Origin of the sequence: Rhodococcus sp. IEGM 1351 (assembly GCF_030056875.1) — a bacterium.
GTDB classification, from domain to species: domain Bacteria; phylum Actinomycetota; class Actinomycetes; order Mycobacteriales; family Mycobacteriaceae; genus Rhodococcus_F; species Rhodococcus_F opacus.
This window is the reverse complement of record NZ_JASHKU010000021.1, coordinates 97,794-123,791: the sequence shown is the minus strand read 5'-3', so window position 1 is coordinate 123,791 and position 25,998 is coordinate 97,794. Positions and strand designations below refer to the sequence as shown.

General features: G+C 67.9%; 19 protein-coding genes and 1 riboswitch. Of the genes, 11 read left to right on the top strand and 8 right to left on the bottom strand.

Annotated elements, in window-relative coordinates; translation table 11 throughout:
• Positions 1–112 precede the first annotated feature (112 nt).
• Positions 113–1,309, top strand: a complete 1,197-nt coding sequence (locus QM806_RS30350) for a CaiB/BaiF CoA transferase family protein (protein ID WP_005574624.1) — start codon at positions 113–115, stop codon at positions 1,307–1,309.
• Complete coding sequence (locus tag QM806_RS30345) at positions 1,309–2,817, top strand: carboxyl transferase domain-containing protein (protein ID WP_043793979.1); 1,509 nt, start codon at positions 1,309–1,311, stop codon at positions 2,815–2,817. Before QM806_RS30350 ends, QM806_RS30345 begins: the two co-directional genes overlap by 1 nt.
• Before the next feature lie 68 nt (positions 2,818–2,885).
• On the opposite strand, the gene QM806_RS30340 is transcribed toward QM806_RS30345, so the two are convergent.
• The 5 genes from QM806_RS30340 to gcvP are packed head-to-tail and all read right to left on the bottom strand — an operon-like array spanning position 2,886 to position 9,907.
• On the bottom strand, positions 2,886–4,268 hold the full coding sequence (locus QM806_RS30340; protein ID WP_005574622.1) for an L-serine ammonia-lyase: 1,383 nt from the start codon (positions 4,266–4,268) through the stop codon (positions 2,886–2,888).
• Between the two features lie 3 nt (positions 4,269–4,271).
• A complete protein-coding gene (gene glyA / locus QM806_RS30335) occupies positions 4,272–5,540 on the bottom strand; it encodes a serine hydroxymethyltransferase (RefSeq protein WP_054246252.1) in 1,269 nt (422 codons plus the stop codon).
• Positions 5,537–5,941, bottom strand: coding sequence for a glycine cleavage system protein GcvH (gene gcvH / locus QM806_RS30330; protein WP_005256602.1), 405 nt, complete (start codon positions 5,939–5,941; stop codon positions 5,537–5,539). The genes glyA and gcvH overlap by 4 nt, the downstream gene beginning before the upstream one ends.
• 37 nt (positions 5,942–5,978) lie before the next feature.
• Positions 5,979–7,094: a glycine cleavage system aminomethyltransferase GcvT gene (gene gcvT / locus QM806_RS30325; protein WP_065492373.1), complete on the bottom strand. Its 1,116-nt coding sequence runs from the start codon at positions 7,092–7,094 to the stop codon at positions 5,979–5,981.
• On the bottom strand, positions 7,091–9,907 hold the full coding sequence (gene gcvP, locus QM806_RS30320; RefSeq protein ID WP_502943918.1) for an aminomethyl-transferring glycine dehydrogenase: 2,817 nt from the start codon (positions 9,905–9,907) through the stop codon (positions 7,091–7,093). The genes gcvT and gcvP overlap by 4 nt, the downstream gene beginning before the upstream one ends.
• Positions 9,908–10,167: 260 nt before the next feature.
• A riboswitch (glycine riboswitch) is annotated at positions 10,168–10,259 on the bottom strand.
• 285 nt (positions 10,260–10,544) lie between these two features.
• On the opposite strand from gcvP, the gene lipA reads away from it, so the two are divergent.
• The 3 genes from lipA to QM806_RS30305 all read left to right on the top strand — a co-directional run bounded on the left by lipA (position 10,545) and on the right by QM806_RS30305 (position 14,012).
• Positions 10,545–11,492, top strand: a complete 948-nt coding sequence (gene lipA / locus QM806_RS30315) for a lipoyl synthase (protein ID WP_167115407.1) — start codon at positions 10,545–10,547, stop codon at positions 11,490–11,492.
• A gap of 34 nt (positions 11,493–11,526) precedes the next feature.
• Positions 11,527–12,900, top strand: coding sequence for a dihydrolipoyl dehydrogenase (gene lpdA, locus QM806_RS30310; protein ID WP_283293848.1), 1,374 nt, complete (start codon positions 11,527–11,529; stop codon positions 12,898–12,900).
• A gap of 179 nt (positions 12,901–13,079) precedes the next feature.
• The gene (locus QM806_RS30305) at positions 13,080–14,012 is read left to right on the top strand and encodes an amidohydrolase (RefSeq protein WP_283293864.1); all 933 of its coding nucleotides are present in this window, start codon (positions 13,080–13,082) and stop codon (positions 14,010–14,012) included.
• Here QM806_RS30305 and QM806_RS30300 read toward each other — a convergent pair.
• Positions 14,002–15,357 carry an MFS transporter gene (locus QM806_RS30300; protein WP_283293847.1) on the bottom strand — a complete coding sequence of 452 codons (1,356 nt, stop codon included), beginning with the start codon at positions 15,355–15,357 and terminating at the stop codon, positions 14,002–14,004. The genes QM806_RS30305 and QM806_RS30300 overlap by 11 nt on opposite strands.
• A 197-nt stretch (positions 15,358–15,554) precedes the next feature.
• Here QM806_RS30300 and QM806_RS30295 point away from each other — a divergent pair, with 197 nt between their 5' ends.
• Positions 15,555–17,996, top strand: coding sequence for a response regulator (locus tag QM806_RS30295; RefSeq protein ID WP_283293845.1), 2,442 nt, complete (start codon positions 15,555–15,557; stop codon positions 17,994–17,996).
• Between the two features lie 54 nt (positions 17,997–18,050).
• Positions 18,051–19,094, top strand: a complete 1,044-nt coding sequence (locus QM806_RS30290) for a YihY/virulence factor BrkB family protein (RefSeq protein ID WP_283293844.1) — start codon at positions 18,051–18,053, stop codon at positions 19,092–19,094.
• Positions 19,095–19,126: 32 nt separating this feature from the next.
• Here the strand turns inward: QM806_RS30290 and QM806_RS30285 are convergent, their stop codons facing one another.
• On the bottom strand, positions 19,127–20,620 hold the full coding sequence (locus tag QM806_RS30285) for a flavin-containing monooxygenase (protein ID WP_054246245.1): 1,494 nt from the start codon (positions 20,618–20,620) through the stop codon (positions 19,127–19,129).
• 30 nt (positions 20,621–20,650) lie between these two features.
• Positions 20,651–21,544, bottom strand: a complete 894-nt coding sequence (locus tag QM806_RS30280; protein WP_283293842.1) for an SDR family oxidoreductase — start codon at positions 21,542–21,544, stop codon at positions 20,651–20,653.
• A gap of 76 nt (positions 21,545–21,620) precedes the next feature.
• Here QM806_RS30280 and QM806_RS30275 point away from each other — a divergent pair, with 76 nt between their 5' ends.
• From QM806_RS30275 to QM806_RS30260, 4 genes are all read left to right on the top strand, one after another.
• On the top strand, positions 21,621–22,274 hold the full coding sequence (locus QM806_RS30275; protein ID WP_054246243.1) for a TetR/AcrR family transcriptional regulator: 654 nt from the start codon (positions 21,621–21,623) through the stop codon (positions 22,272–22,274).
• A 120-nt stretch (positions 22,275–22,394) separates the two neighbouring features.
• Positions 22,395–23,672 (top strand): hypothetical protein, encoded by a 1,278-nt coding sequence (locus QM806_RS30270; protein ID WP_283293841.1) that lies wholly within the window; start codon positions 22,395–22,397, stop codon positions 23,670–23,672.
• A 119-nt stretch (positions 23,673–23,791) separates the two neighbouring features.
• Positions 23,792–25,144 (top strand): MFS transporter, encoded by a 1,353-nt coding sequence (locus QM806_RS30265; protein ID WP_065492364.1) that lies wholly within the window; start codon positions 23,792–23,794, stop codon positions 25,142–25,144.
• Positions 25,145–25,162: 18 nt separating this feature from the next.
• Positions 25,163–25,924 carry an IclR family transcriptional regulator gene (locus tag QM806_RS30260; RefSeq protein WP_005575358.1) on the top strand — a complete coding sequence of 254 codons (762 nt, stop codon included), beginning with the start codon at positions 25,163–25,165 and terminating at the stop codon, positions 25,922–25,924.
• The last annotated feature ends 74 nt before the right edge of the window (positions 25,925–25,998 follow it).

Below are 25,998 nucleotides of genomic sequence, written 5' to 3'. Positions count from 1 at the left end.
CCTCTTGACATCGGTCGGATCAAATGTTTCATTTAATTGGCTAGTCCACTAGGTCACTGCACCAACAGTCCAGCTCTCGCGGCTCTCGCCAGGAAGTAACGGGTGGTTTCACATGTCCACGAACACGATGGAGCGCACAGGTCCGCTGCAAGGAGTGGTCGTCGTCGATCTGACCCGCGCACTTGCGGGCCCCCACGCGGCGATGATGCTCGGCGACCTCGGCGCCGACGTCATCAAGATCGAGACCCCGCACGGCGGCGACGACACCCGCGGATGGGGGCCGCCCTTCGTGGAGCCGGCGGACGCAGAGCGGGAATCGACGTACTTCCTGTCCGCGAATCGGAACAAGAAGTCGATCACCCTCGACCTCAAGGCCGACGACGGACGGGCCACCCTCGAATCCCTCGTCCGGCGCGCCGACGTCCTCATGGAGAACTTCCGCACCGGCGTCCTCGACCGCCTGGGATTCACCACCGAACGGCTCGCGGAGCTGAACCCGCGCCTGGTCGTCCTGTCCATCAGCGGATTCGGTCACGACGGACCCGAAGGCGGACGCGCGGGGTACGACCAGATCGCGCAGGGCGAGGCCGGGCTGATGTCGCTGACCGGCCCCAATCCCGACGACGTCCAGCGCGTCGGAGTGCCCATCGCGGACCTGCTCGCCGGCATGTACGGGGCGTTCGGCGTCGTCGCCGCCCTGCAGGAACGTGAGCGCACCGGACGGGGCCGCGTCGTGCGAACGTCGTTGCTGGCCAGCGTCGTCGGCGTGCACGCCTTCCAGGGGACGAAGTGGACCGTCGCCGGCGAGGTCGGCGAGGCGCAGGGCAACCACCATCCCTCGATCTCGCCCTACGGGCTGTTCCGCACCGCCGACGGCGCCGTCCAGATCTCCGTCGGCAGCGAAGGACTGTGGAAGCGGTTCTGCGCGGGCTTCCACCTCGATCCGGACACCCCCGGAATGGCCACGAATCCCGAACGCGTCGAGAACCACAAGCAGGTCCTGGAACTGGTCGAGGATGCGTTCGGCGCGTACACCAGCGACGAACTTCTCATCGAACTCGACCGCATCGGGGTGCCCGCCGGACGCGTCCGGACGATCTCCGAAGTCTACGAATGGGAGCAGACCAAGTCGCAGGGACTGCTCGTCGACGTGGACCACCGCACACTCGGCAACATCACGCTGCCCGGCCCGCCCCTGCGGTTCTTCGAACCGGACGGCACCGAGGTGACCGAGACCCGGCACACCGCACCGCCGGTGCTCGGCGCGGACAACGACACCGTGTTGTCGTGGCTGAAAGAGTGCAGCTGATGGCTCGCCTGACCGCTCCCGAACTGCTCGACCTCGTGGTCGACGCCGGCACCTGGGAATCGTGGGACACGCCTCCGATCCAGGTCGCGGCGGACTCCGAGTACGCCGACGAACTTCTTCGCGCACAGGAGAAGACCGGCCTCGACGAGGCGGTGCTGACCGGGGTGGCCACCATCCGCGGCCGCCGAACGGCAATCCTCGTCTGCGAATTCGGCTTTCTGGGCGGCTCCATCGGCGTTGCCGCAGGCGAGCGTCTGGTCGCCGGGATCCGGCGCGCCACGCGCGAACGCCTTCCGCTGCTCGCCCTGCCCACGTCGGGTGGCACGCGAATGCAGGAGGGAACGACCGCGTTCCTGCAGATGGTCAAGATCACGGCGGCGGTGATCAAGCACAAGGAGGCGCACCTGCCGTATCTCGTCTACCTGCGGAGCCCCACGACCGGCGGTGTCTTCGCATCCTGGGGGTCGCTGGGGCACGTCACCATCGCTGAACCGGGAGCGCTCGTCGGCTTCCTCGGACCGCGCGTGTTCGAGGCGCTGTACGAGTCGCCGTTCCCGGCGGGCGTCCAGACCGCCGAGAACCTCCACGCGCACGGACTCATCGACGCGGTGCGGCCGCCGGACCAACTCGCCGAGATCGTCGACCGCGCGCTGCGCATCATCACCTCCGGCCGTGGTGGCCGGCCGTCGCTCGCGGACGCCCCCGTGCACGAGAGTCTGCCGGACGTCCCCGCCTGGGATTCGGTGGTCGCCTCGCGCCGCGAGGACCGGCCGGGTGTGCGTGAGGTGATGTTCCACTCCGCGTCGGATGTTCTTCCGCTCAACGGAACCGGTCAGGGTGAGGTCGATCCGGGTTTGATCCTCGCTCTCGTCCGGTTCGGTGACATGCCGTGCGTCCTACTCGGACAGGACCGTCGAGGGCAGACCACGCGGTCGCCGCTCGGCCCGGGCGCGCTGCGGGAGGCCCGCCGGGGAATGCGGCTGGCGGCGGAACTGAACCTGCCGTTGGTGACGGTCATCGACACCGCGGGCGCGGCATTGTCGAAGGAGGCGGAGGAAGGCGGTCTGGCCGGTGAGATCGCCCGCTGCATCGCCGACATGGTCTCGCTCGACGTCCCCACCATCTCTCTGCTGCTCGGGCAGGGCACCGGTGGCGGCGCGCTCGCGTTGATCCCGGCCGATCGGGTGCTCGCGGCCCAGCACGGCTGGCTGTCGCCCCTGCCACCCGAAGGTGCGAGCGCGATCCTGCACCACGACATCGCGCACGCGCCGGACATGGCCGCCCGCCAGGGAATCCGGTCGTCCGATCTCCTTGCGACCGGCATCGTGGACGAGGTAATCCCCGAATTCCCCGATGCGGCAGAAGAATCCACGGCGTTCTGCACCCGGGTGGGTGCGGTGCTCCACCGCGAGCTGTCGCTCCTCGATGCGGCAGACACCACCCAGCGACTCTCCGACCGTGCGGAGCGATTCGACCGGATCGGTCTGTTGCAGCCCGCACACGCATGACCGCGGCGCCGGGGATCCCGATCGGATCCCCGGCGCCGCGTCCATTCACTGGTCCTCGAGGACTTGCGTCAGCATTCGACGAGATTCACCGACACGTTCACGGCGAGACCGCCGGTGGACGTCTCCTTGTACTTCGAGCTCATGTCGGCGCCGGTGGCCCGCATCGTCTCGATCACCTGATCCAGACTGACTCGGTGCGTGCCGTCGCCGCGCAGCGCCATCCGGGCGGCGTTGATCGCCTTGCCCGCCGAGATGGCGTTGCGCTCGATGCACGGAATCTGCACCAGGCCGCCGATGGGATCACACGTCAGACCGAGACTGTGTTCCATCGCGATCTCCGCCGAGTTCTCCACCTGCTCCGGGCTGCCGCCGAGGATCTCGGCGAGCCCGGCAGCGGCCATGGACGCCGCGGAACCCACCTCGCCCTGACAGCCCACCTCGGCCCCGGAGATCGAGGCCCGTTCCTTGTACAGGGATCCGATTGCGCCGGCCGCCAACAGGAATCGCACCGTTGTTCCGTTCGGGTCGGCCTTCCCGGCGGGGGTGTAGTGCAGCGCGTAGTGCAGGACCGCCGGGATGATGCCGGCCGCGCCGTTGGTGGGGGCGGTGACGATCCGTCCACCGGACGCGTTCTCCTCGTTGACGGCGAGCGCCACCAGGTTCACCCAGTCCTCGGCGAACGCGGGATCACGACCGGGATCCTCCACGTTCAGCCGCTCGTACCAGCCGCGGGCGCGTCGGCGCACCCGCAGACTTCCGGGCAGATACCCGTCCCGGCCGATTCCGCGTCGCTGACACTCGACCATCACGTCGCGGATGTGCAGGAGCCGCGCCCGGACCTCCGGCTCGGGCCGGAGGGCGCGTTCGTGCTCGAGCATGACCTCGCTGATCGTGAGACCGTAGTGCTCGCTGAGGGCGAGCAGTTCACGCGCGGACCCGAACGACAGCGAATTCGCGCCGGCGGCGACGGACACCTCCGGTTCGGTGTCGGTGACGACGAATCCGCCGCCGATCGAATAGTACGTCTGCGCGTGCAGTTCACGACCGGTGACGCTAGTCGCGGTGAGGGTCATGCCGTTGGGGTGAAAGTCCAGAACCGTCAACGGGTGCAACACCATCTCGTCCTCGGCGAGCGGAATGTCGACCGTCCCGCCGAGGCGGATCCGCCGACTCGCCCGCACCGCTGCGAGCCGCGTCTCCATCTCCTCGGTGGCGATGGTCTCCGGTCGGTACCCCTCGAGACCGAGGAGGATCGCCGACATCGTGCCGTGGCCGGCGCCGGTGGCCGCGAGCGATCCGTACAGATCGACACGGACACCGGCGACGTCCCCGAGAACGCCGAGTGTGTCGAGGTCGTCGACGAACGTGCCCGCCGCCCGCATCGGGCCGACGGTATGCGAACTCGACGGTCCGATACCGACCGAGAACAGGTCGAACACACTGATCGTCACGAGTTACAGGCCCGGGTAGAGGGGGTACTTGTCCGCGAGCACCCGGACCTGGGCGGCCAACCCGGACGTGTCCGCGTCGGCGGGCGCGACGAGGGCCTGGGCGATCAGGTCGGCGACCGACACGAAGTCGTCCCTGCCGAAGCCGCGGGCGGCGAGTGCCGGTGTGCCGATGCGCAGACCGGACGTCACCATCGGCGGCCGTGGATCGAACGGGACGGCGTTGCGGTTGACGGTGATTCCGATCGCGTCGAGGCGATCCTCGGCCTGCTGCCCGTCGATGGCGGCATCCCGCAGGTCGACGAGGACGAGGTGCACGTCCGTGCCGCCGGTGAGGACGCTGATTCCGGCTTCCTTGACGTCGGGTCGGCTGAGCCGTTCGGCGAGTACCTTCGCACCGTCCAGGCAGCGCTCCTGACGCTCCGCGAATTCGGGTTCGGCCGCCATCTTGAATGCCGTTGCCTTGCCCGCGATCACGTGTTCCAATGGGCCGCCCTGCTGGCCGGGGAACACCGCGGAGTTGATCTTCTTCGCGATGGCCGCGTCGTTGGTCAGGATGATGCCGCCGCGGGGTCCGCCCAGCGTCTTGTGCGTCGTCGACGTGACGACGTGCGCGTGCGGGACGGGGGACGGGTGGAACCCGGTGGCGACCAGGCCTGCGAAGTGGGCCATGTCGACCATCAGGTACGCGCCGACTTCGTCGGCGATCTCCCGGAAGCGGGCGAAGTCCAGGTGCCGGGGGTAGGCCGACCAGCCGGCGATGATCAGTTGCGGCCGGTGCTCGCGTGCCGCCTTCGCCACCTCGTCCATGTCGATGAGGTAGTCCTGCTCGGACACCCCGTACGCGGCGACGTTGTAGAGCTTGCCGGAGAAGTTGAGGCGCATGCCGTGCGTGAGGTGGCCGCCGTCCGCGAGGGACAGTCCGAGGATCGTGTCACCCGGTTCGATCAGCGCATGCATCACCGACGCGTTCGCGGTGGCGCCCGAATGCGGTTGCACGTTGGCGTATTCGGTGGCGAAGAGGGCCTTGACGCGGTCGATGGCGAGCTGCTCGATGGAGTCGACGTGCTCGCAGCCGCCGTAGTAGCGGCGTCCGGGGTACCCCTCGGCGTACTTGTTGGTCAGCACGGAACCCTGCGCCTGCATCACCGAAAGCGGTGCGTGGTTCTCCGACGCGATCATCTCGAGGCCGGTGCGCTGACGCTCGAGTTCCTTGCCGATGAGTGCGGCGACGTCCGGGTCGAAATCCGCGAGGTCGCGGTTCAGGACGCTCATGCCTGCACCCCGTTCTTCGCGGCGTACTCGGCCGCGGTGAGGAGCTCGCCGGCGGCGGACGGCTGGACGGCGAACAGCCAGCCCTCGCCGTAGGGGTCGGAAGTGACCAGGCCGGGGTCGTCGACTGCGGCGGTGTTGATCAGGGTGACCCGGCCGCTCACCGGCGGATACAGCTCGGACACGGTCTTGGTCGACTCGACCTCGCCGCACGATTCGCCGGCGACGATGGTCGCACCGACCTCCGGCAGGTCGACGAAGACGAGCTCGCCGAGCGAGTTGACGGCGACCGACGTGATGCCGACGCGGACCGGCTCGTCGGGGAGCGTGGCGCCCGGCTCGATCAGGACCCACTCGTGGTCGTCGGTGTAGCTGCGGTCGTCAGGGAAGGCGTGCGAAGACATGTGTGACCCTTTCGGGGCTGAAGTGGGTGGGAACGGCTCAGGAGCGGCGGTAGAACGGCGACGGCGTGACCACGAACGGCTCCTTCTTGCCGCGGATGTCCACGGTGAGTTCGGTGCCGGGTTCGCGGAACGCGACGTCCACGAACGCGAGCGCGATCGGATGCCCGAGCGTCGGAGACAACGCCCCGGACGTGATGATGCCGACCGCCGACTCGCCGGCCGCGTCCAACACGGTGTACTCGGCACGCGCGGCCCGGCGGCCGCTTCCGGCGAGGCCGACGAGCACCCGCTGCGGGGCCTGCTCCGACAACGTCTGCAGGGCATCGCGGCCGACGAAGTCCTTGTTCAGCCGGACCACCTTGCCGAGCCCGGCCTCGTACGGATTCGTGCCGAGGGTCAGTTCGTGGCCGTACAGCGCCATTCCGGCCTCGAGGCGGAGGGTGTCGCGGCACGCGAGGCCGGCGGGGACGCCGCCGCGGGCCGTGGTGGCGTCGAGCAGTGCGCGCCACAACGGCACGGACAGCTCGTTCGGCACGTAGAGCTCGAAGCCGTCCTCCCCGGTGTACCCGGTGCGGGCGAGGAGGACGTCGATGCCGGCGACCACCGCGCGCGTGACGGCGTAGTACTTCAACTCCGCCACCGTCTCGACCTGCTCGGCGGGAACGAGGGACTGCACGACGTCCTGGGCGGCCGGTCCCTGCACCGCGATCAGGGCGGTCTCCGAGGATTGGTCGTCGACCTTGGCGGAGAAGCCCTCGACGCGCGCCGCGAGTTCGCGGTACACCGTCGGCGCGTTGGCCGCGTTGGCGACCACGAGGAAATGCTCGTTGGCGAGACGGTAGACGACCAGATCGTCGATGACCCCGCCGTCCGCGTTGCACAGGAGGGAGTACTTGGCCCGGCCGACGCCGATCTTCGAGAGTTCGCCGGCCAGAGCGTAATCCAAGACAGCTCCGGACTCGGGCCCGGTGACCGCGATCTCGCCCATGTGCGAGAGGTCGAACAGTCCGGCGGTCTTGCGGACGGCGTGGTGTTCGGCGAGTTCGCTGTCGTACTTCAGCGGCATCTGCCAGCCCGCGAAGTCGGTGAAATGGGCTCCCAGCGCGCCGTGCTCGCCGAGCAGCGGGGACGCGGGCGTCGTGGTGAGGGTCATGCGAAGGCCTCCTCGGGGGTCTCGGCGATGGCCGAAGCGTCGATGTCGGTGGGGTTCTCGAAGGCCTCGGGCGCGGGGCACGAGCAGACGAGGTTGCGGTCGCCGTGGACGCCGTCGATGCGACGCACCGGGGGCCAGTACTTGGCGGCGCGAAGCGACGCGACGGGGTAGGCGGCCAGGTGACGCGGGTAGGGCAGGTCCCATTCGTCCGCAGTCACCTGTTCGGCGGTGTGCGGGGCCTGACGCAGCGGGCTGCGCTCGAGCGGCCACACACCGTCACCGACCAGGTCGATCTCCCGGCGGATCGAGATCATCGCCTCGATGAAGCGGTCGAGTTCGGCCAGATCCTCGGACTCGGTCGGTTCCACCATCAGCGTGCCGTTGACGGGGAACGACAGGGTGGGCGCGTGGAAGCCGTAGTCGATCAATCGCTTTGCGACATCCTCTGCGGTGACGCCGGTCGCCTTGGTGACCGGCCGGAGGTCGAGGATGCACTCGTGTGCCACCAGACCGGACGGTCCCGTGTACAGGACGGGGAAGTGCTGATCCAGTGACCTGGCGACGTAATTGGCTGCGAGCACCGCGGTTTCGGTGGCGCTCGTCAGCCCGTCGGGTCCCATGAGTGCGATGTACGCCCAGGTGATGGGCAGGATGCCGGCCGATCCGTAATTGGCGGCCGACACCGGGGTGCCGAGGTCGTCGCCGCCCAGCGGATTACCGGGCAGGAACGGCGCCAGATGCTCGCGCACCGCGACGGGTCCCACACCGGGACCGCCGCCGCCGTGCGGGATGCAGAACGTCTTGTGCAGGTTCAGGTGTGAGACGTCGCCGCCGAACTTGCCGGGCTGCGCGAGACCGACGAGAGCGTTGAGGTTGGCGCCGTCGACGTACACCTGGCCGCCGGCCTCGTGCACCAGATCGCAGACCGTCCGCACGTCGTTCTCGTACACGCCGTGCGTGGACGGGTAGGTCAACATGATCGCGGCCACCGCGCCCTCGTGCGCCGCGATCTTCGCGCGCAGGTCGCCCAAGTCGATGTTGCCGTTCTCCGCGGTCGCGACGACGACGACCTTCATGCCCGCGAGAACCGCGGATGCGGCGTTCGTGCCATGCGCGGACTGGGGGATGAGGCAGACGTTGCGTCCGAAGTCGCCGCGGGATTCGTGATAGCCGTGGATCGCGAGCAGCCCGGCCAGCTCGCCCTGGGATCCGGCGTTGGGCTGCAACGACACCCGGTCGTAGCCGGTGATCTCGCCGAGCCAGCGCTCCAGGTCGGCGACGAGCTCGAGGTAGCCGGCCGTCTGCGCGACCGGGGCGTACGGGTGGATGGACGCGAACCCGGGCCAGCCGATGGGTTCCATCTCGACAGCGGAGTTGAGTTTCATCGTGCACGATCCGAGCGGGATCATGGTGCGGTCGAGAGCGAGGTCCTTGTCGGACAGCGCGCGCAGGAAGCGGAGCATCGCGGTTTCCGAGCGGTGATCGTGGAACACGGTGTGCTGCAGGTAGTTCGACGTCCTGGCGAGTGCCGACGGCAGTTCGCGCACCGCGACGGTCGTCGGCTGCGCACCGAACACGGCGACCACCCGCCGGACGATGTCGTCGGTGGTGCACTCGTCACAGGCGATCGCGACGTGATCGGCGTCGACGAGACGGAGGTTGATGCCGTCCCGATCGGCCGACTCCACGATCGCCCCGGCGCCCGCCGGCACCCGCACGAGAACCGTGTCGAAGAAGCTGTCGTGCACGATCGTGTGACCGGCCGCGCGCAGGCTTCCGGCGATGGTCGTCGCGTGGGCGCGCACCCGGTTCGCGATGGCGCGCAACCCTTCCGGCCCGTGGTAGGCGGCGTACATCGCGGCGACGTTGGCGAGCAGCGCCTGCGCCGTGCAGATGTTGCTGGTCGCCTTGTCACGCCGGATGTGCTGTTCGCGGGTCTGCAGTGCCAGCCGGTAGGCCGTCTTCCCGTCGACGTCGACGGACACTCCGACGAGGCGGCCGGGCAGCATGCGCTCGAGTCCGCCGCGCACGGCCATGTAGCCGGCGTGCGGTCCGCCGAAGAACAGCGGCACACCGAATCGCTGCGCCGACCCGACCGCGATGTCGGCACCCTGCTCGCCGGGCGGCGTCAGGATCGTCAGCGACAGCAGGTCCGCCGCGACCGTGGTCAGCGCGCCGCGCGCCTTCGCCGCGGCGATCATCGGAGCGAGGTCGCGCACCGCGCCGCTCGCACCGGGCGCCTGGAAGACCACCCCGAACATGTCACCGTCCGGCAGTTCCCCGGACAGTGCCGCGACCACCACCTCGATGCCCACCGCCTTCGCTCGTCCCCGGACGACGGCCAGTGTCTGCGGCAGGCAGTCCGCGTCGAGGACGACGCGGTTGGTGGCGGACTTCGACTTGTTCGCGCGCCGCATCAGCAGCACCGCCTCCATCACGGCGGTGGCCTCGTCCAGCAGCGACGCGCCGGCCAGGGGAAGGGCGGTGAGATCCTCGATGACGGTCTGGAACGTCAGCAGCGCCTCCAGCCGGCCCTGGGAGATCTCCGGCTGGTACGGGGTGTAGGCGGTGTACCAGGCGGGGGACTCGAGCATGTTCCGTCGCAACACCGCGGGCGTGATGGTGTCGGAGTATCCGAGACCGATCATTTGGACGCGGGTCTCGTTGCGCTCCGACAGTGCCCGCAGGTCGGCGAGCACCTGCTGCTCGGACTTTGCCGCGGGCAGATTCAAGGGCTGTGAGCTGCGGATCTGGTCCGGCACCGCGCTGTCGATCAGGTTCGCGAGGGCGTCGTAACCGAGGGCGTCGAGCATCCGCCGCGACGAGGAGGCGTCAGGACCGATGTGGCGGAACGGAAAGTCGCTGGTGAGGGGCACGCCGGGGGCGGCGGTGCGGGGTTCTGCTGGCACGAGGTGACTCCGGTTTCGTTGAGTCCGGACCGCACCGGACTTCGACAAGGGGGCACCTCCCCGCTCTGTCCTGAAACCTGAGAGTTTGGGCGCACCGCAACTGCGGCGTGCTCTTCACCTTCGGTAAGTTCCGGCCATACGGCCGATTCTTTCTCCAGAGTTGCCTCTGCGCTGCGGTACTGGGGCCTGAGAGATTCCCGGGGAGGAAGTTGCTCCTACGGCGCCTCCGAAACGGAGGTTCTCCCGCTGCGCGTCAACGGCGTCTTCAGTTGTGATTGGCCAAACAGTACACAGACGCCGCGGGTTTGTCTCCTCGGACCGACGGTCTTGCCAAAAGTCCTCGTCATTTGGCATCCTCGATGCATCTTCGCTCGGACGTGACCGCACACGCCGAGAGATGAGAGCCCAGATGCCCGCAGCCGCAACGGTTGTCGATGTGTGCTCGCTCTCCCCGCTCACCCTTCCCCGGTGCCGCGCTGTCCACCGCCCGGCACGGACGTCGCATACCGACCGGTTTCGACCGGTACTAGGAGTTCCTCACATGACTGCGCCTGAGTCACCCCACGTCGCTGCGGATGGCCGCCGACTGCTCCGCCTCGAAGTCCGCAACGCTCAGACCCCGGTCGAACGCAAACCGTCGTGGATGAAGGTGCAGATGCGGACGGGCCCCGAATACCGGGACCTCGCCGCCCTCGTCGACCGTGAGAACCTGCACACCGTGTGTCAAGAAGCGGGATGTCCCAACATCTTCGAATGCTGGGAGGACCGTGAGGCGACGTTCCTCATCGGCGGAAGCCAGTGCACCCGGCGGTGCGACTTCTGCCAGATCGACACAGGCCGCCCCGCCGCACTCGATCGGGACGAACCCAGGAGGGTCGCGGAGTCGGTGCAGACCATGGGCCTGCGGTACGCCACCGTCACCGGCGTGGCCCGTGACGATCTGCCGGACGGCGGCGCCTGGCTGTACGCCGAGACGGTCCGGCAGATTCACGAACTGTGCCCGGGCACCGGCGTCGAACTGCTGATCCCCGATTTCAATGCCGACGCCGCGCAACTACGCGAGGTGTTCGACACCCGCCCGGAAGTACTCGCACACAATGTGGAGACCGTTCCCCGGATCTTCCGTCGTATCCGCCCTGCCTTCACGTACGAGCGGTCCCTCGAGGTGATCACGCGGGCTCGGGAGGACGGCCTGATCACCAAGTCGAACCTGATCCTCGGGATGGGGGAGACCACCGACGAGGTGATCCATGCCCTCCGGGACCTGCACACCGCCGGCTGCCAGTTGATCACCATCACGCAGTATCTGCGGCCGTCGGCCCGGCACCATCCGGTGGCACGTTGGGCGACGCCGGACGAGTTCGTCATGCTCGACGGGATCGCCCGCGAGATCGGCTTCCTCGGCGTCCTGTCGGGTCCGCTCGTGCGCTCCTCCTATCGGGCCGGCCGCCTCCACGCGGAGGCCGTCGCCGCGACCGCAGTTCACTGAACCCCATCCTCTTCCGTTCCAGCAAGGAGTTCCCATGTCCCACCGATCTGCAGATGTCGTCATCCTCGGCGGCGGTTCCGGCGGCTACGCGGCCGCCATCCGCTCGGCCGAACTGGGCCGTTCGGTGATCCTCGTCGAGGAGAACGAACTCGGCGGCACGTGTCTGCATCAGGGGTGCATCCCGACGAAGGCGCTGCTGCACTCCGCCGAGGTCGCGGACAGTGCCCGCACCGCCTCGCAGTTCGGTATCGACGTCACGTTCGACGGTGTCGACCTAGAGAAGGTGCTGAGCTACCAGAACACGATCGTCACCCGACTGCACAAGGGACTGCAGGGCCTCGTCGACTCGTACGGCATCACCGTCGTCAACGGCCGCGGACGGTTGGTCGGACCCAACGGAGTGGAGGTCGACGACGAGTTGATCACGGGCGGCGCCGTCGTCCTGGCAACGGGGTCGTCGCCGAAAACGCTGCCCGGCATCGGCATCGGTGGCCGGGTCGTCACCAGCGACCAGGCTCTCGTGTTGCCGTCGGTTCCGAAGAAGGCGATCATTCTCGGCGGTGGCGTCATCGGCGTCGAATTCGCCAGTGTCTGGGCGTCGTTCGGTGCGTCGGTGACGATCGTCGAGGCGATGCCTCGGCTGGTGCCGAACGAGGACGAGACGATCTCCAAGTACCTCGAGCGGGCATTCCGTCGCCGCAAGATCACCGCGAAGACAGGTGTGCGGGTGACGGAGGTGACGCAGAACGAGGATGCAGTGTCCGTCACCCTCGGCTCCGGCGACATACTCGACGCCGACGTCCTGCTGGTCGCGGTGGGGCGCGGACCCAACACCGCGTCCATGGGGTACGAGGAGACCGGAGTGATGCTCGACAAGGGCTTCGTGGTGACCAGTGATCGACTGCGCACCACGGTGCCGAACGTCTTCGCGGTCGGCGACATCGTCCCCGGGCTCCAGCTGGCCCACCGCGGGTTCCAACAGGGCATCTTCGTGACCGAGGAAATCGCCGGGCTCCGTCCGGACGTCATCGACGAGACCGGCATCCCTCGTGTCACCTACTCCCACCCCGAGGTCGCGTCCGTCGGGTTGACCGAGACCGCGGCCCGGGAGAAGTTCGGCGAGAACGTCGAGACCGTCACCTACGACCTCGCCGGCAACGGCAAGAGCCAGATCCTGAAGACGTCGGGGGCGGTCAAACTCGTGGTGGCGCCGACCGGGGTCGTGGTCGGCGTGCACATGGTCGGCGACCGAGTCGGTGAGCTGATCGGTGAGGCGCAGCTGCTCTACAACTTCGAGGTCGACGCCGCGCAGGCGGCGAAGTTCGTGCACGCCCACCCCACCCAGGGCGAGGCGCTCGGTGAGGCGCTGATGGCAGTGGCCGGCAAACCACTCCACGTCCACGGCTGACCCCCATGTGAGTGGCAAAGTGTGCTGGCGCACGCTTTGCCACTCACATGGGGTTTTCGGTATGCGAACGCGCACTGGCGATTTCCGCCTCGTGTCGATGAAGCAGCCCCGGGCCACGGTGGTCGCGCTGCCGCTGCGGCCACGACACGCACGTCGCCACCCTCCTCACCGTCGCCGAACTGCTCGCCGGTGCGCGGGAGGCGTGGGCCGGAACGATCGTGTTCCTCTTCCAGCCGGGCGAGGAAACGGCGGCCGGGGCGAAGGCGATGGTCGAGGACGGTCTGTGGGACCGGGCACCCAAGCCGGAGATCATCTTCGGGCAGCACGTCGGGCCGATGCTGGCCGGCACCGTGCACGTCACGAGTGGCGACGCGATGGCCATGGCCGATTCGCTGAAGGTCACCGTCTACGGCCAGGGGTCGCACGGCTCCCAGCCCCAGGATTCGATCGACCCGATCATCCAGGGCGTCAACATGATCAACCGCATCCAGGCCATCGTGTCCCGCGAAGTGCACCCCCTGAAGCCGGCGGTGGTCACGGTCGCCACGTTCCACGCGGGGTTGAAGGAAAACATCATCGCGGACCGGGCCGAGTTCACGATCAACGTGCGCACCCTCGACCCCGAGGTGCGCGAGCAGGTCAACGCCGCGCTGCGCCGCATCATCTACGCCGAGGCCGCCGCATCCGGGGCGCCGAAGCCGCTGATCGAGGAGCTGTACACGTTCCCGCGCAACTACAACGATCCCGATGCCACCGCAGAACTCGTCGCCGAACTCCAGAAGGTGCTGGGCGAGAACAACGTCACGCCGTCGTCCCCGATGATGGGTTCGGAGGACTTCGGTCTGCTCGCCGAGGTGATCGGCGTGTCGTCGGTGTTCTGGATGTTCGGTGGCCACACCGCGGAGACCGCTCGAGAGCGGAAAGCCTGTGCCGGTGAACCACTCACCGTTCTTCGCCCCCGTCGCGGAGCCCACCTTGTCCACCGGCGTCCAGACGGCGATGACGGCGATCCTGTCGAAGGTCGGGCTCGAGGCCCTCCGGGCCCGTGCGCCTTTCTGGTTGTTCCGGCAACCAGAAAGGCACACGGGTGGCGGAGCCGCCTCAGTGGGTAGGCAGCGGTGCGTCCGCGGTGGCGTCGCCGGTGTCCACGCCGGTCTTCTCGAATCGCAGTCTCGACACGGCGAGTCCGGCGAGGACGAAGGACGCGGCGACGAGGATGTACAGCTGGGTGGGCGACCAGTCGCGGTCGAGGAGGGCGCCCGCGACGATCGGGGACGCGATGGCGCCGACGCGGCCGATGCCGATGCCCCAGCCGACGCCGGTGGCCCGAACGGCCGGCGAGTAGACCGACGGCGTGATCGCGTACAGCCCGGCGATGCAGCCGTTGGCGAAGACGCCGATCAGGGCGCCGAGCCCGAACGCGATGACGATGGACGCGGTGGCGGGCACGAAAACGACGAGCAGTACGCCTGCGGTCGCCATGTAGGCGATGAGCACACGCTTCAAGGCGAAACGTGCGGACAGCGCCCCGAGCAGGGTGGCGCCGAAGATGCCGCCGAGGTTGAGGAGCACTCCGCCGGTGACGCCCTGGTTCGCGGACATGCCCGCCTCGACCAGCAGTTTCGGGGTCCAGCTGGTGACGAAGTAGAAGCCGAACATCGCCATGAAGAACGCGAACCACACCAGGAGTGTGCTGCGGCGGCGCTGCGGGGACAGCAGGACGCGCATCGCGAATCCGGCGTCGGCGGTGGCGGCGGCACGCGGTGCGGGCAGCTCGTCGAGTCGCGGCTGACCGACCCGCTGGGCGAAGGCGTTGATCCGGTCGAGGGCGTTGGCCGGTCGCCGGACGAGCAGGAAGTCGATCGATTCGGGGAGCCGGGCGTAGACGACGGGGATGATCGCCGCCGTGCACAGTCCACCGAACAGGAACACCGAACGCCAGCCGAGTGAGTTCTGCAGGACGACGGCGATGATTCCGCCGAGGGTGGCGCCGACGGCGTAACCGGTGGAATTGAGACTCACCGCGAGCCCGCGCCAGCGGTTCGACGCGTACTCACTGGCGATGACGTTGCTGCTGGCGAGGATTCCGCCGATGCCGACGCCGGTGAGGGCGCGGAGCAGGCCGAGTTGCATCGCGTTCTGGCTGACCGCCGACAGCAGCATGCCCGTCGACGCGAGTGCCAGGCACAGCAGGATCATGGCGCGGCGGCCGATGGTGTCAGCCCACGGTGCAAGGAACAGCGATCCCGCGGCCATGCCGAACAGTCCGGCGCTGAGCAACAGGCCGACGACGGAGCCGGACAGATCCCACTCCTGCGACACCGACTGTGCGGTGAACGCCATGACGAGGACGTCGAAGCCGTCGAGCACGTTGAGTAGACCGCAGATGGCGATGGCGCCCCATTGGTAGCGCGTCATCGGGCTGCTGTCGATGCGTTCGCGTAGGTCGAATTGCATGCTCGGAACCTGCTCTTCCTCGGAGGTGGGCTGTGATATGGCTCACGACTCACCTACCGTGGCGGAGAGGTCACTCGTTTCCAACTTCACTTCCGAATGTCGGAATACAGAAGTGGCGGTGGGATGCGGTGCTGGGTGATCATTTCAGTGATGACAACTGGATGGGGACCGGGCGACCGGCAGTGGGCGAAAGGTCCATGGATGTGACTGGCTCGGGTTTCGGTAACTCCTGGTCGGCGGATCGATTGTTCGCCGGGCCGGGCGAGACACGGGAGCGGCTACGCCGCACCGATTGGGCGGCCACGCCGCTGGGCCCGGTCGAGACCTGGTCTGTCGAACTGCGGGCGGCAGTACGGACCGTGCTGCCCTCCGAGGTCCCGATGCTGCTCTGGTGGGGGCCTGAGCTCGTGCAGATCTTCAACGACGCGTACACCCGGGTCCTCGGTGCCAAGTACCCCGCGGCGATCGGTGAACCCGGGGCGCAGTGCTGGGCGGAGATCTGGGACGAGGTCGGACCGCTCGCCGAGCAGGTGATGTCGGGCGGCGCAGCGACCTACACGGAGAATCAGCCGCTGTACCTGCTGCGGCACGGGTACCTCGAGGAGACGTACTGGACGTTCTCCTACAGTCCGGTGCAGGACGAGGACGGGAACGTCGCCGGGATCTTCGTGGCGACGACCGATGTGACCGCGACCGTGCTCGGCGAGCGCCGACTCGAGACTCTGCGGCAACTGGGCACGGTCTCCACCGCAGGCGGCGACGATCCGCTCGTCGATGCCTGTCGTGCGGTCGTGCGGGTACTCGGCGACAACGGACAGGACGTTCCGCTGGCCGCGATCCATCTTCGCCGCGAGGTCGTCGGCGGCACGGGTGACGACGAGCCCGAGGACCTCGTGCTCGTCGGTGCCGCCGGGGTGGACGACGACGGCGAGTTCAGGCCCGCCCGGATCCCGGCGACCGACGTCACCCGCCACCGTGTCCGGGCGTCGGGCGTGGCGTTCGAGCCTGCCGGGTCGAAGGCGGTGACGGAGGTGAGGCTGTGCCCGTTGATCGTGACGGGTCACGCGGAGCCGGTAGGTGTGCTGGTGCTCGGGATCAGTCCGTATCGCGCCTTCGACGACGCGTATCGGGGCTTCGTCGAGCTGGTCACGGCGAAGGTGTCGACCCTGGTCACGGACGCCCTGGCCTACGAGTTCGAGCGGGACCGCGCCGCTGCACTGGCGGAACTCGACGCTGCGAAGACGCGGTTCTTCCAGAACGTCAGTCACGAGTTCCGTACCCCGCTGACCCTGTTGCTCGGACCCCTCGAGACTGTGCGCGAGCAGTCCGAGGACGAGTCTCCCGCAGATCGGCGCGAAGCGATCGCGGCCGCTTATCGTGCGGCGGTCCGGCTGCAGCAGCTCGTCGACGGCCTTCTCGATCTGTCCAAGGCGGAAGCCGGCCAGCTTCTGCCACACACGGAGCCGACCGATATCGGCCAATTGACGGCCGACTGCGTGAGCATGTTCGATTCCGCCGCCGCGCAGGCGGGACTCGCGCTCCGAACCGATCTCGACGAAGCCTCCGGCCTGGTCGAATTGGACCGCGAGATGTGGGTGAAGATCGTGCTGAATCTCGTGTCGAACGCGGTCAAGTACACCCGGTCCGGCTCCGTGTCCGTAGCGCTCCGCCAGGACGCCGGCCAGTTGGTGCTGAGCGTGACCGACACGGGTGTGGGGATTCCCGCCGAAGAACGGGAACGCGTATTCGACAGGTTCCATCGCGTCGAGGCCGGCGGGTCGGGCAGCGGTGGGGGCGTCGGCATCGGGCTTTCCCTGGTGTCCGATCTCGCCGCGGCGCTCGGCGGTTCCGTCGACCTCGACAGCGCCCCGGGCCGGGGCAGCACCTTCACCGTCCGCGTACCGCGGATCCCGGCACCGGACGGCGCGACCCCGCGGGCAGACGACCGGCCCATCGGCGCGGTAACGTCCTTCGGCGATGTCGAACAGCGGGAACCGTCCGTCGAGGTCGACGGTTCGAACGAACGCGAAGCGGACGGCCACCGCATCCTGCTCGTCGAAGATCACCCGGACCTGCGGGCGTACCTCACCCGATTGCTGCAGGAGCAGGGATGGGACGTCGACGCCGTCGCCGACGTGGAGTCCGCGCTGAAGCATGTCGCCGCCCGCACACCGAATCTCGTGCTCAGCGACGTCATGCTTCCCGGTCGCGACGGCATTGACTTCCTTCGCGAGCTGCGGTCGGAGCAATCGACGGCGCGGCTGCCGGTCATTCTGCTCACCGCCCGCGCGGGAACGGAGTCGACCGTCGACGGGCTGAACCAGGGAGCCGACGACTACATCGTCAAGCCCTTCCAGCCGAGCGAGCTCGTCGCGCGGGTACGTGTTCATCTCGAAATGTCCTGGCTTCGTGAAACTCTGATCACGGACAGTGAGCTCGAGTCGACACATCTGCGCACGGCACTGGATACCCGCACCACCCTCAGCCAAGCTGTCGGGCTGACCATGGCCGCGTTCCAGTGCGACGCCGACACCGCCTTCGACAGGCTCGCGTCCTATTCGCAGAATCGCAACGTCAAACTTCGGGACATCGCGGCGGAGGTCGTCGCGAACTTCACCGCAGGCACCGATCGCGAGTAGAGCCGAAGGAAAGGCCACAGTTTCCGCGAGCCGGGTTCCGGGTAGGCGTCACCGATGAACGACGATCAGCACGCCGAACCGGACCCCGACGATCCGCGGAAGCCGGATTCGCCTGCGGACCTGACGAAACCTTCCTGGTGGTACGTCATCAGGAAGACGGCGCACGAATTCACGCGCGATCAGTGCACCGACCTGGCCGCCGCACTGACGTATTACGCGGTCCTCTCGCTCTTCCCTGCGCTGCTGGCGCTGGTCTCGTTGCTGGGAGTGTTCGGTCAGGGGCAGCGCACCACCGATGCGGTCCTGCAGATGGTCGACGACCTCGGGCCGTCCTCCGCCGTGGACACGTTGCGTGACCCCATCGCGCAGTTGGTCGAGACTCCGACCGCGGGCATGGCACTGGTCCTCGGCCTGCTGGGTGCGGTGTGGTCGGCGTCCGGCTACATCGGGGCGTTCGGACGCGCCATGAACCGCATGTACGAAGTCGAGGAGGGGCGTCCCGTGTGGAAGCTCCGGCCGCTGATGCTGGCCGTCACCATCGTCGGTCTGGTCCTGGTGGCCGCCGCTGCGGCAATGCTCGCGCTGAGCGGCCCCGTCGCACGCTCGGTGGGTGACGCGATCGGATTCGGTGACACCGCCCTGACCGTCTGGAACATCGCCCGCTGGCCGTTCGTCCTCGGCGTCGTCGTGGTCGCCGTGGCCATCCTCTATTACGTCACGCCCAACGTGAAGCAACCGAAGTTCCGCTGGGTCAGCGCCGGCGCGTTCCTCGCCATCGTGACGTGGATCCTGGCGTCGGTCCTGTTCGGTCTGTACGTCGCCAACTTCGGCAGCTACAACAAGACGTACGGCTCCCTGGCCGGCGTGATCGTGTTCCTGCTGTGGCTCTGGATCACCAATCTGGCATTGCTCTTCGGCGCCGAACTGGATGCCGAACTCGAACGCGGACGCGAATTGCAGGCCGGCATTCCGGCCGAGGACGAACTGCAATTGCCGCCTCGCGACACGCGGGTCTCCGACAAGAACGCCGAGAAGTACGAGCAGTACGTGCAGGAGGGCAGGGCCCTACGTGAGACCGAGTGCCCTCCGGGCCCGTGAGTACTTGTTAACCTCCCGCGGTTAATAAGTACTCACGGGCGGAACGCCATCGCGTCGTCCACGACCTTGCCGTGCCTCAATGTCAGAAGGTCGCGGAAGTAGTTCATCCGCAGCCGCCACGGCGCTTCGGACCCCTGCTTCGGGAACGACTCCACCGACCGCAGGACGTAGCCGGCGGCGAAGTCGAGGAACGGCTCCTCCTCGACCGAACTGTCACGCGCCGGGGCACACTGGGCGAACCCGTTCGCGTCCATGTGCGCGAGCAGACGGCAGACGTACTCGCACACCAGGTCGGCCTTGAGCGTCCAGGACGCGTTGGTGTACCCGATGACGAACGCGAAGTTGGGCACCCCGCTGAGCATCATTCCCTTGTACGCCATGGTGTCGGCGAGGTCGATGTCGCGGCCGTCGACGGCGAGCGTCGTTCCGCCGAACGCAAGCAGGTTCAAACCGGTCGCGGTGACGACGACATCGGCGTGCAATTCCTCACCCGACTTCAGCGTGATACCGGTTTCGGTGAAGGTGTCGATGTGGTCGGTCACGATCGACACCTCGTCGTTCCGGATGGACCGGAACAGATCCCCGTTGGGCACGAGGCACAGTCGCTGATCCCACGGGTTGTACCGGGGCGTGAAGTGGGTGTCGATGTCGTAGCCCTTCGGCAGCCACTTCTCCTGCATCTGCCGGATGCGCCCCTTCATGAAGTCCGGATAGCGCTGGCACAGTTGGTAGATCGCCGTTGCGACCGACGCGTTCTTCAGGCGGGTGAGGCCGTAGGCGAGTTTGGCGGGCAGGTGCCGGCGGAGCCGGTTCGCCAGCTTGTCCTTGGCCGGCATCGAGATGATGTAGGTGGGCGAGCGCTGCAACATGGTCACGTGCGCGGCCTCGGCGGCCATCGACGGCGCCAGCGTCACGGCGGTGGCCCCACTGCCGATGATGACCACCCGCTTACCCGCGTAGTCGAGGTCCTCGGGCCACTTCTGCGGGTGCACGACCTGCCCGGCGAACCGGTCGAGGCCCGGGAACTCGGGGGTGTAGCCCTCGTCGTAGCGGTAGTAGCCGCTGCAGGACATCAGGAAGTTGGCGGTGAACCGGACCGTCTCGCCGGTATCGGTGCGCTCGGCGTCGACCGTCCACTGGGCGTCCGGGGTCGACCACTCGGCACGAACGACCTTGTGCTGGAACCGGATGTTCCGGTCGATCCCGTGCTCGGCGGCGGTCGTGCGGACGTACTCGAGGATCGACGACCCGTCGGCGATGGACTTCTCACCCGACCACGGCTTGAACCGGTAGCCGAGGGTGTACATGTCGGAGTCGGAGCGAATACCGGGGTAGCGGAACAGGTCCCAGGTGCCGCCGATCGATTCGCGGCTCTCCAGGATCGCGTAGGTCCGTCGGGGAAAGTTGTCCTGCAGGTGGTATGCGGCACCGATCCCGGACAGTCCGGCCCCGATGATCAGCACGTCGACGTGTTCGACGGGCGCCTTCGCGCCGGTGGTCTCGGCGGCGGTATCGGTGGGTGACATGAACACTCTCTCGCTGGCGGGGACTGGCGGTTACTTCGGGTCTACGGCGACGTCGTCGAGAGCGACATTACGTGCGCTGGTGGACCGGCCGAGCTTCGCGACCTCCTCGTCCATCAGCGGAAGGATGCGGGGGACGTGGGGCAGCAGGCTGCGATCCCCGATCGGCGACGTCACCACCGCCTTCAGCCAGCCGACGAGCTCGACCCACCGCGGCACGTAGACCCGGCGCTTCCGCCCGGCCAGGCCGTCCACGAACGCGTCGACGCACGAGTCCACCGACGTCGTCTTGCCCAGTGGTCCCGGCAGTACGGCGAGAAGTTGGTTGAACGCGGTGAGGTCGGCTTTCGCATCCTGAACGAGCGGTGTGTCGATCCACGACATGTGGGCCGAGCCCACGGTGACGCCGTGGTGCGCGACTTCGAGACGAAGGGTGTTGGCGAAATGCTCGATGCCGGCCTTGCTCGTGTTGTACGCGGCCAGCCCGGGTGCGGGCGCGAACGCGGCGAGCGACGACACCACCAGGATGTAGCCCTTGCGGTCGATCACGGACGGAAGCGCAGCTCGGACGGTGTGGAAGACGCCGAGGATGTTGATGTCGATGACCCGCTTGAACGTGGCCGGGTCGACGTGCATGACCGACCCGTAGCTGGCGATACCGGCATTCGCGAGCACGAGGTCGATGCCGCCGAACTTCGCGACACCGGCGTCGACCGCCTTCTGCACGGCGGCCAGATCGCAGACGTCGGCGGCCGCGGCGAACGCGACGTCGTCGCCGAGTTCGGCGGCGAGGGCCTTCAGCGGCTCGGCGTCCAGATCGATCAGAACCAGTTTGACGCCCTTGCGGGCGAGGGCGCGGGACGTTTCCGCGCCGATGCCACGCGCGGCTCCGGTGACGAGTGCGACTTTGTTCCTGAGCGTGGGCATGGGATCTCCTGGCGTGTGATCTGGCACCGTTCGGTGTCAGTTTGTATCTGGAACTGTGCGGTGTCAATATGGGGGCGTGAGTTCGCCCAAGCTCGACGAAACGGGCCGCACCTACCGCGGTGCGGGTCCGCGTCAGCGTCAGGAAGAGCGCCGCGTGCGCCTCGTGGACGCGGCCGTCGAAGTGTTCGGGACCAGCGGATACCGGTCCGCGACGGTCGGCAAGATCTGCGAGACCGCCGGGCTCACCAAGCGCTACTTCTACGAGTCCTTCGACGACAGCGAGGACCTGCTCCTGGCCGCGTACGCGAGCGTGACCGACCGCCTGCGGGGCAGCGTCCTGCGCGGTGCGGGGGAGGGCGGCACCGATCTCGACGCGCGGGTTCGCGGCGCGCTGACCGCATTCTTCCGATCCGTTGCCGACGACCCGCGGATCCCGCGGATCGCATTCCAGGAGGTCCTCGGCGTCGGGCCCGAGGTCGATCACGCCTACCGCCGCGTCACCGTGTCGTTCGTGGACGCCGTTCTCGTCGTCATCGGCCCTGCCGTCGACCGAACGGCATTTCCCGACTTCCACCTGCGCACCCTCGCAACCGGCCTGGTGGGAGCCGTGCTGATGATCGCCCAGCAATGGGTGCTGTCGGAGAACCCGCAGCCGATCGAGTCCGTCATCGGCAGCGCGCACACCATTCTCTCGGCCGTCCTGGGGCAGCTCGGTCCCCAGACCACGTGAGTGGCGCGGCGTCCGGGCGCACGCTTTGCCACTCACATGCGCTGACCTGGGATTGCATGCGCCGGAGGCAATCCGGGCAAACCTCTGACGCCATCACATATATGTTGTTAAATACCTGACATGCCCGGTGCTGTGCACTGCCAATCGCCATCGGTCCACAACACGACGATCCGCGCGGTGCTCGTCGCGCTGCTCGGGATGGTCGCGCTCGCGGTACCGACGCCGATCGTCGCGCACGCCGCCGGCTACGAGGGCCTGATCGATATCACGCCGGCGAACGCGGCAGCGGAGTCGATCGGCGGACTCGACCCCCGGCTGCCCACCGAGTCCGCTGTCCTCGGCGCCGCGCTGACGGCCGCCCGCTCCGACGGTGTCGCTCCGACGCGGTATTCCGCTCTTCTGCAACAGTATTGGCTCGCTCGTGGATCGGAGGCGTCCGGCATCGACCTGGCCGCGTGGGATCCGAACGCGGGGCTGATCGCCAACGCTGCGGTGGTCGACCGGGTCTACGAGAACTACGGCCGGTACCAACGCCAACGCACCGAGCTCTACTGGTCCGGGATGGCCGGGCTGGCGGGAGGTTCGTTCGCCGCCGGCTTCTGGGACCTCGACCTCGGCCGGACCGTGCTCGGAGTCGATGCCGTCCACACCCTCGGCAACGCTGTCGCGTCCACGGTCCGCGGGTTGCCCGGCGAGGCGATGACGCTCCTGCCCGCGGACCCGAGAACACTCGCGACCATCGGGCCGGCGATGACCGCCGACGACCTGGACTGGTACCAGAAGCGCCTGCTGATGATGCAGAAGCACATCTACTTCGACATGGTGCCCATGCACGAGGCGTATGTGACCGAAGGCAGGGCTGCTGTCGAGGAGATGGCCGCCGCCGGACTGCTCGACGAGAACGCCGAGATCGCCTGGAACGGCATCTTCTCCGGCACTCAGGCCGGGTACGCGGACGCGCTGTTCCGGATGGCGTCGCGCGAGCAGAATCAGATCATCGCCGATCAGTGGGACGTCACCGCGGCAGCCCGCGACGGCGTCGGCCGCGCGCTCACGTACGCCACCACCCTCGCGGCGCAACCCTCCGTTCCCGGCTCACGCGCACCGGGAAAGGTCGCGCCGATGTCGGTCAACGGCGATGTCAACGGCTCGGCCTACCGTCTCCACACGCCCCTGCCCGGCTTCAACTGGGCCGATCGCGAACCGCGCTGGCAGTACATCGTCAGTGACATCGCCTCGTCCTACCAGCGGCTCGCCGAGGGCCGTCCGGGAGAGTTGCGGGCTCTGCTCGCCATCCCGTTCCGCGACTTCGTCGAGAGCCAGCGGGTGCTGCGGCGGATGCCCGACCTCGCCCGCGACTTGAGCACCGGCTGGGAGTTGTCCCCGGCGCATCCGTAGCGGTAGCCGTGTCCGGGGCGCGAGGCCGGCTTTCCAATGGATGGATGTGACGTTGCGCACGCGTAGGCCTGATTGGCACGTTGTGTCACACCACGCCAGGCCCGATCGCAGGAGAGTCGATGAACGTATCCGCCGTCACGCACGACAGCCCGACGACCGCGACACCCACCGAGGTCGCGAAGACGCCGAAGAAGGCGGCGCTCGCGTCGTTCCTCGGAAGTGCGCTCGAGTACTACGACTTCTTCATCTACGGATCCGCCGCCGCCCTCGTCTTCGGGCACACGTTCTTCCCGGCCGGCAACGACGCGATCGGCACGGTCGCCGCGCTCGCGACGTTTGGAGTCGGCTACGTGGCCCGGCCTGTCGGCGGAATCGTGCTGGGTCACTTCGGAGACAAGCTGGGCCGCAAGAAGATTCTGCTGCTGACGCTGCTCATCATGGGTCTGTCCAGTTTGGCGATCGGGTTCCTGCCCACGTACGAGCAGATCGGCATCGCCGCCCCGATTCTCCTCGTGCTGTGCCGCCTCGCGCAGGGATTCTCCGCGGGCGGTGAGGCCGCCGGAGCCAGCACTCTCACGCTCGAGCACTCACCGGAGGGGCGGCGGGCGTTCTTCACCAGCTTCACCATGACGGGATATGCCGCGGGGATGGTCCTCGCGACCCTCGTGTTCATCCCCGTCGCCGCGCTGCCGAAAGACCAACTCGACAGCTGGGGTTGGCGAATCCCGTTCTGGTGCAGCGCCGTGATGCTCGTGGTCGCCTACTTCGTGCGCACCAAGCTCGACGAGACTCCGGTGTTCGAGGAGTCGCGTGAGCACGCGGAAGTACAGAAGCTGCCCGTCGTCACCGTCGTGACCACCCAGTGGCGGGACGTGCTGCGGATCGCGCTGTGCTCGCTGTTCGCGGTCGGGCAGACGGTGTTCACGGTCTTCGGGCTCGCCTACGCCACCGGACCCGACGTCGGCATCGACCGCACCACGATGCTGTGGGCGTCGTCGGTGTCGATCGCGGGCTCCATCGTCGCGATCCCGCTGCTCGCCAAGCTGTCGGACCGCGTCGGACGCCGCCCCGTCTGGATCACCGGTGCCCTCGGGTGCGCCGTGACGATCTTCGGGTACTTCTGGGCCATCTCGGTCGGCTCCATTCCGCTGATCTTCGTCGCCGCACTGCTCACGATGACGCTGTTCTACTCGATGGTGAACGGCCTGTGGCCCAGCTTCTTCACCGAGATGTTCGCGGCGCCCGTGCGCTACTCCGGTTTCGCGGTCGGTACGCAGATCGGCTTCCTCATCGCCGGCTTCGCCCCGGCGATCGGCTGGGCACTACTGGGCACCGGGGTGAACGCGTGGGTCCCCGTCGCGGTGTTCACTGCCCTCTGCATGCTGGTCTCGTCCGTCGCCGCCTTCACCGCCCGCGAGACGTACCGGGTGCCGCTGGCCGAACTCGGGCGTCCGTCGACCCCGCAGGAGTAGCCGGAGGACAATAGGGCGATGTCACGGACACCGACAGGCGAATCGGTCACTGCCCGCGTCGTGAGGGTCTTGTCCTCCTTCGACGCGGACACACCGTCCCTGTCGGTGTCCGACATCGCGCGTCGGTCCGACCTCCCCGTAGCGACGGCGCACCGCATCGTGGGGGAACTCGTGAAGTACCGACTCCTCGAACGCAATGACACCCGCATCAGCATCGGCGTGCGGATGTGGGAACTGGGGTCCCGCGGCTCGCATACCCTGAGCCTGCGCGAAGCCGCGATGCCGTTCATGGAAGACGTGAACGCGGCGATCAAGCAACACACCCAGCTGGGCATCCTCGACGGCAACGAGGTGCTGTTCGTCGAACGGCTCTCCACGCGCGGGTCCGTCGTCAACGTCACCAAGATCGCCGGGCGTCTGCCGGTGCATGCCTGCTCGTCCGGTCTGGTTCTGATGGCGAACGCCTCCCGCGACGTGCAGGACGAACTGCTGTCGCAGCCGCTCGAACGCTACACCGACGCCACGGTCACCGATCCCGAGCAGATGCGACGTCTCCTCGCCGAGGTCCGGCACCAGCACTTCGCGGTGGCTGCAGGTCTCATCACACCCGGAGCGACGGGAGTCGCTGTGCCCGTGCGGGACACCGACGGCGGGAGGGTGATCGCCGCCCTGTCCGTCGTCATACCGCACGATCAGGCCAACCCGCAGTCGGTGGTCGCGGCGCTGACGACGGCGTCGCGCGGCATCACCCGGGCGATGACGCGCGGATCGCGGCACTGACAGAAACCCTTTCCATCCATTGGAGTCGCACTGTGACTCGGGTCTCGGGTCGGTCAGAGTGGTTGTCACGAACA

Coding starts and splice junctions, on each gene's coding strand:
- QM806_RS30350 (WP_005574624.1), top strand. CDS start 113: ATGTCCACGAACACGATGGAGCGCACAGGTCCGCTGCAAGGAGTGGTC.
- QM806_RS30345 (WP_043793979.1), top strand. CDS start 1,309: ATGGCTCGCCTGACCGCTCCCGAACTGCTCGACCTCGTGGTCGACGCC.
- glyA (WP_054246252.1), bottom strand. CDS start 5,540: ATGAGCGTCCTGAACCGCGACCTCGCGGATTTCGACCCGGACGTCGCC.
- gcvH (WP_005256602.1), bottom strand. CDS start 5,941: ATGTCTTCGCACGCCTTCCCTGACGACCGCAGCTACACCGACGACCAC.
- gcvT (WP_065492373.1), bottom strand. CDS start 7,094: ATGACCCTCACCACGACGCCCGCGTCCCCGCTGCTCGGCGAGCACGGC.
- gcvP (WP_502943918.1), bottom strand. CDS start 9,907: ATGCTCGACGCCCTCGGTTACGACGCCCTCGCGAACCTGATCGACAGC.
- lipA (WP_167115407.1), top strand. CDS start 10,545: ATGACTGCGCCTGAGTCACCCCACGTCGCTGCGGATGGCCGCCGACTG.
- lpdA (WP_283293848.1), top strand. CDS start 11,527: ATGTCCCACCGATCTGCAGATGTCGTCATCCTCGGCGGCGGTTCCGGC.
- QM806_RS30300 (WP_283293847.1), bottom strand. CDS start 15,357: ATGCAATTCGACCTACGCGAACGCATCGACAGCAGCCCGATGACGCGC.
- QM806_RS30295 (WP_283293845.1), top strand. CDS start 15,555: ATGGATGTGACTGGCTCGGGTTTCGGTAACTCCTGGTCGGCGGATCGA.
- QM806_RS30290 (WP_283293844.1), top strand. CDS start 18,051: ATGAACGACGATCAGCACGCCGAACCGGACCCCGACGATCCGCGGAAG.
- QM806_RS30285 (WP_054246245.1), bottom strand. CDS start 20,620: ATGTCACCCACCGATACCGCCGCCGAGACCACCGGCGCGAAGGCGCCC.
- QM806_RS30280 (WP_283293842.1), bottom strand. CDS start 21,544: ATGCCCACGCTCAGGAACAAAGTCGCACTCGTCACCGGAGCCGCGCGT.
- QM806_RS30270 (WP_283293841.1), top strand. CDS start 22,395: ATGCCCGGTGCTGTGCACTGCCAATCGCCATCGGTCCACAACACGACG.
- QM806_RS30265 (WP_065492364.1), top strand. CDS start 23,792: ATGAACGTATCCGCCGTCACGCACGACAGCCCGACGACCGCGACACCC.
- QM806_RS30260 (WP_005575358.1), top strand. CDS start 25,163: ATGTCACGGACACCGACAGGCGAATCGGTCACTGCCCGCGTCGTGAGG.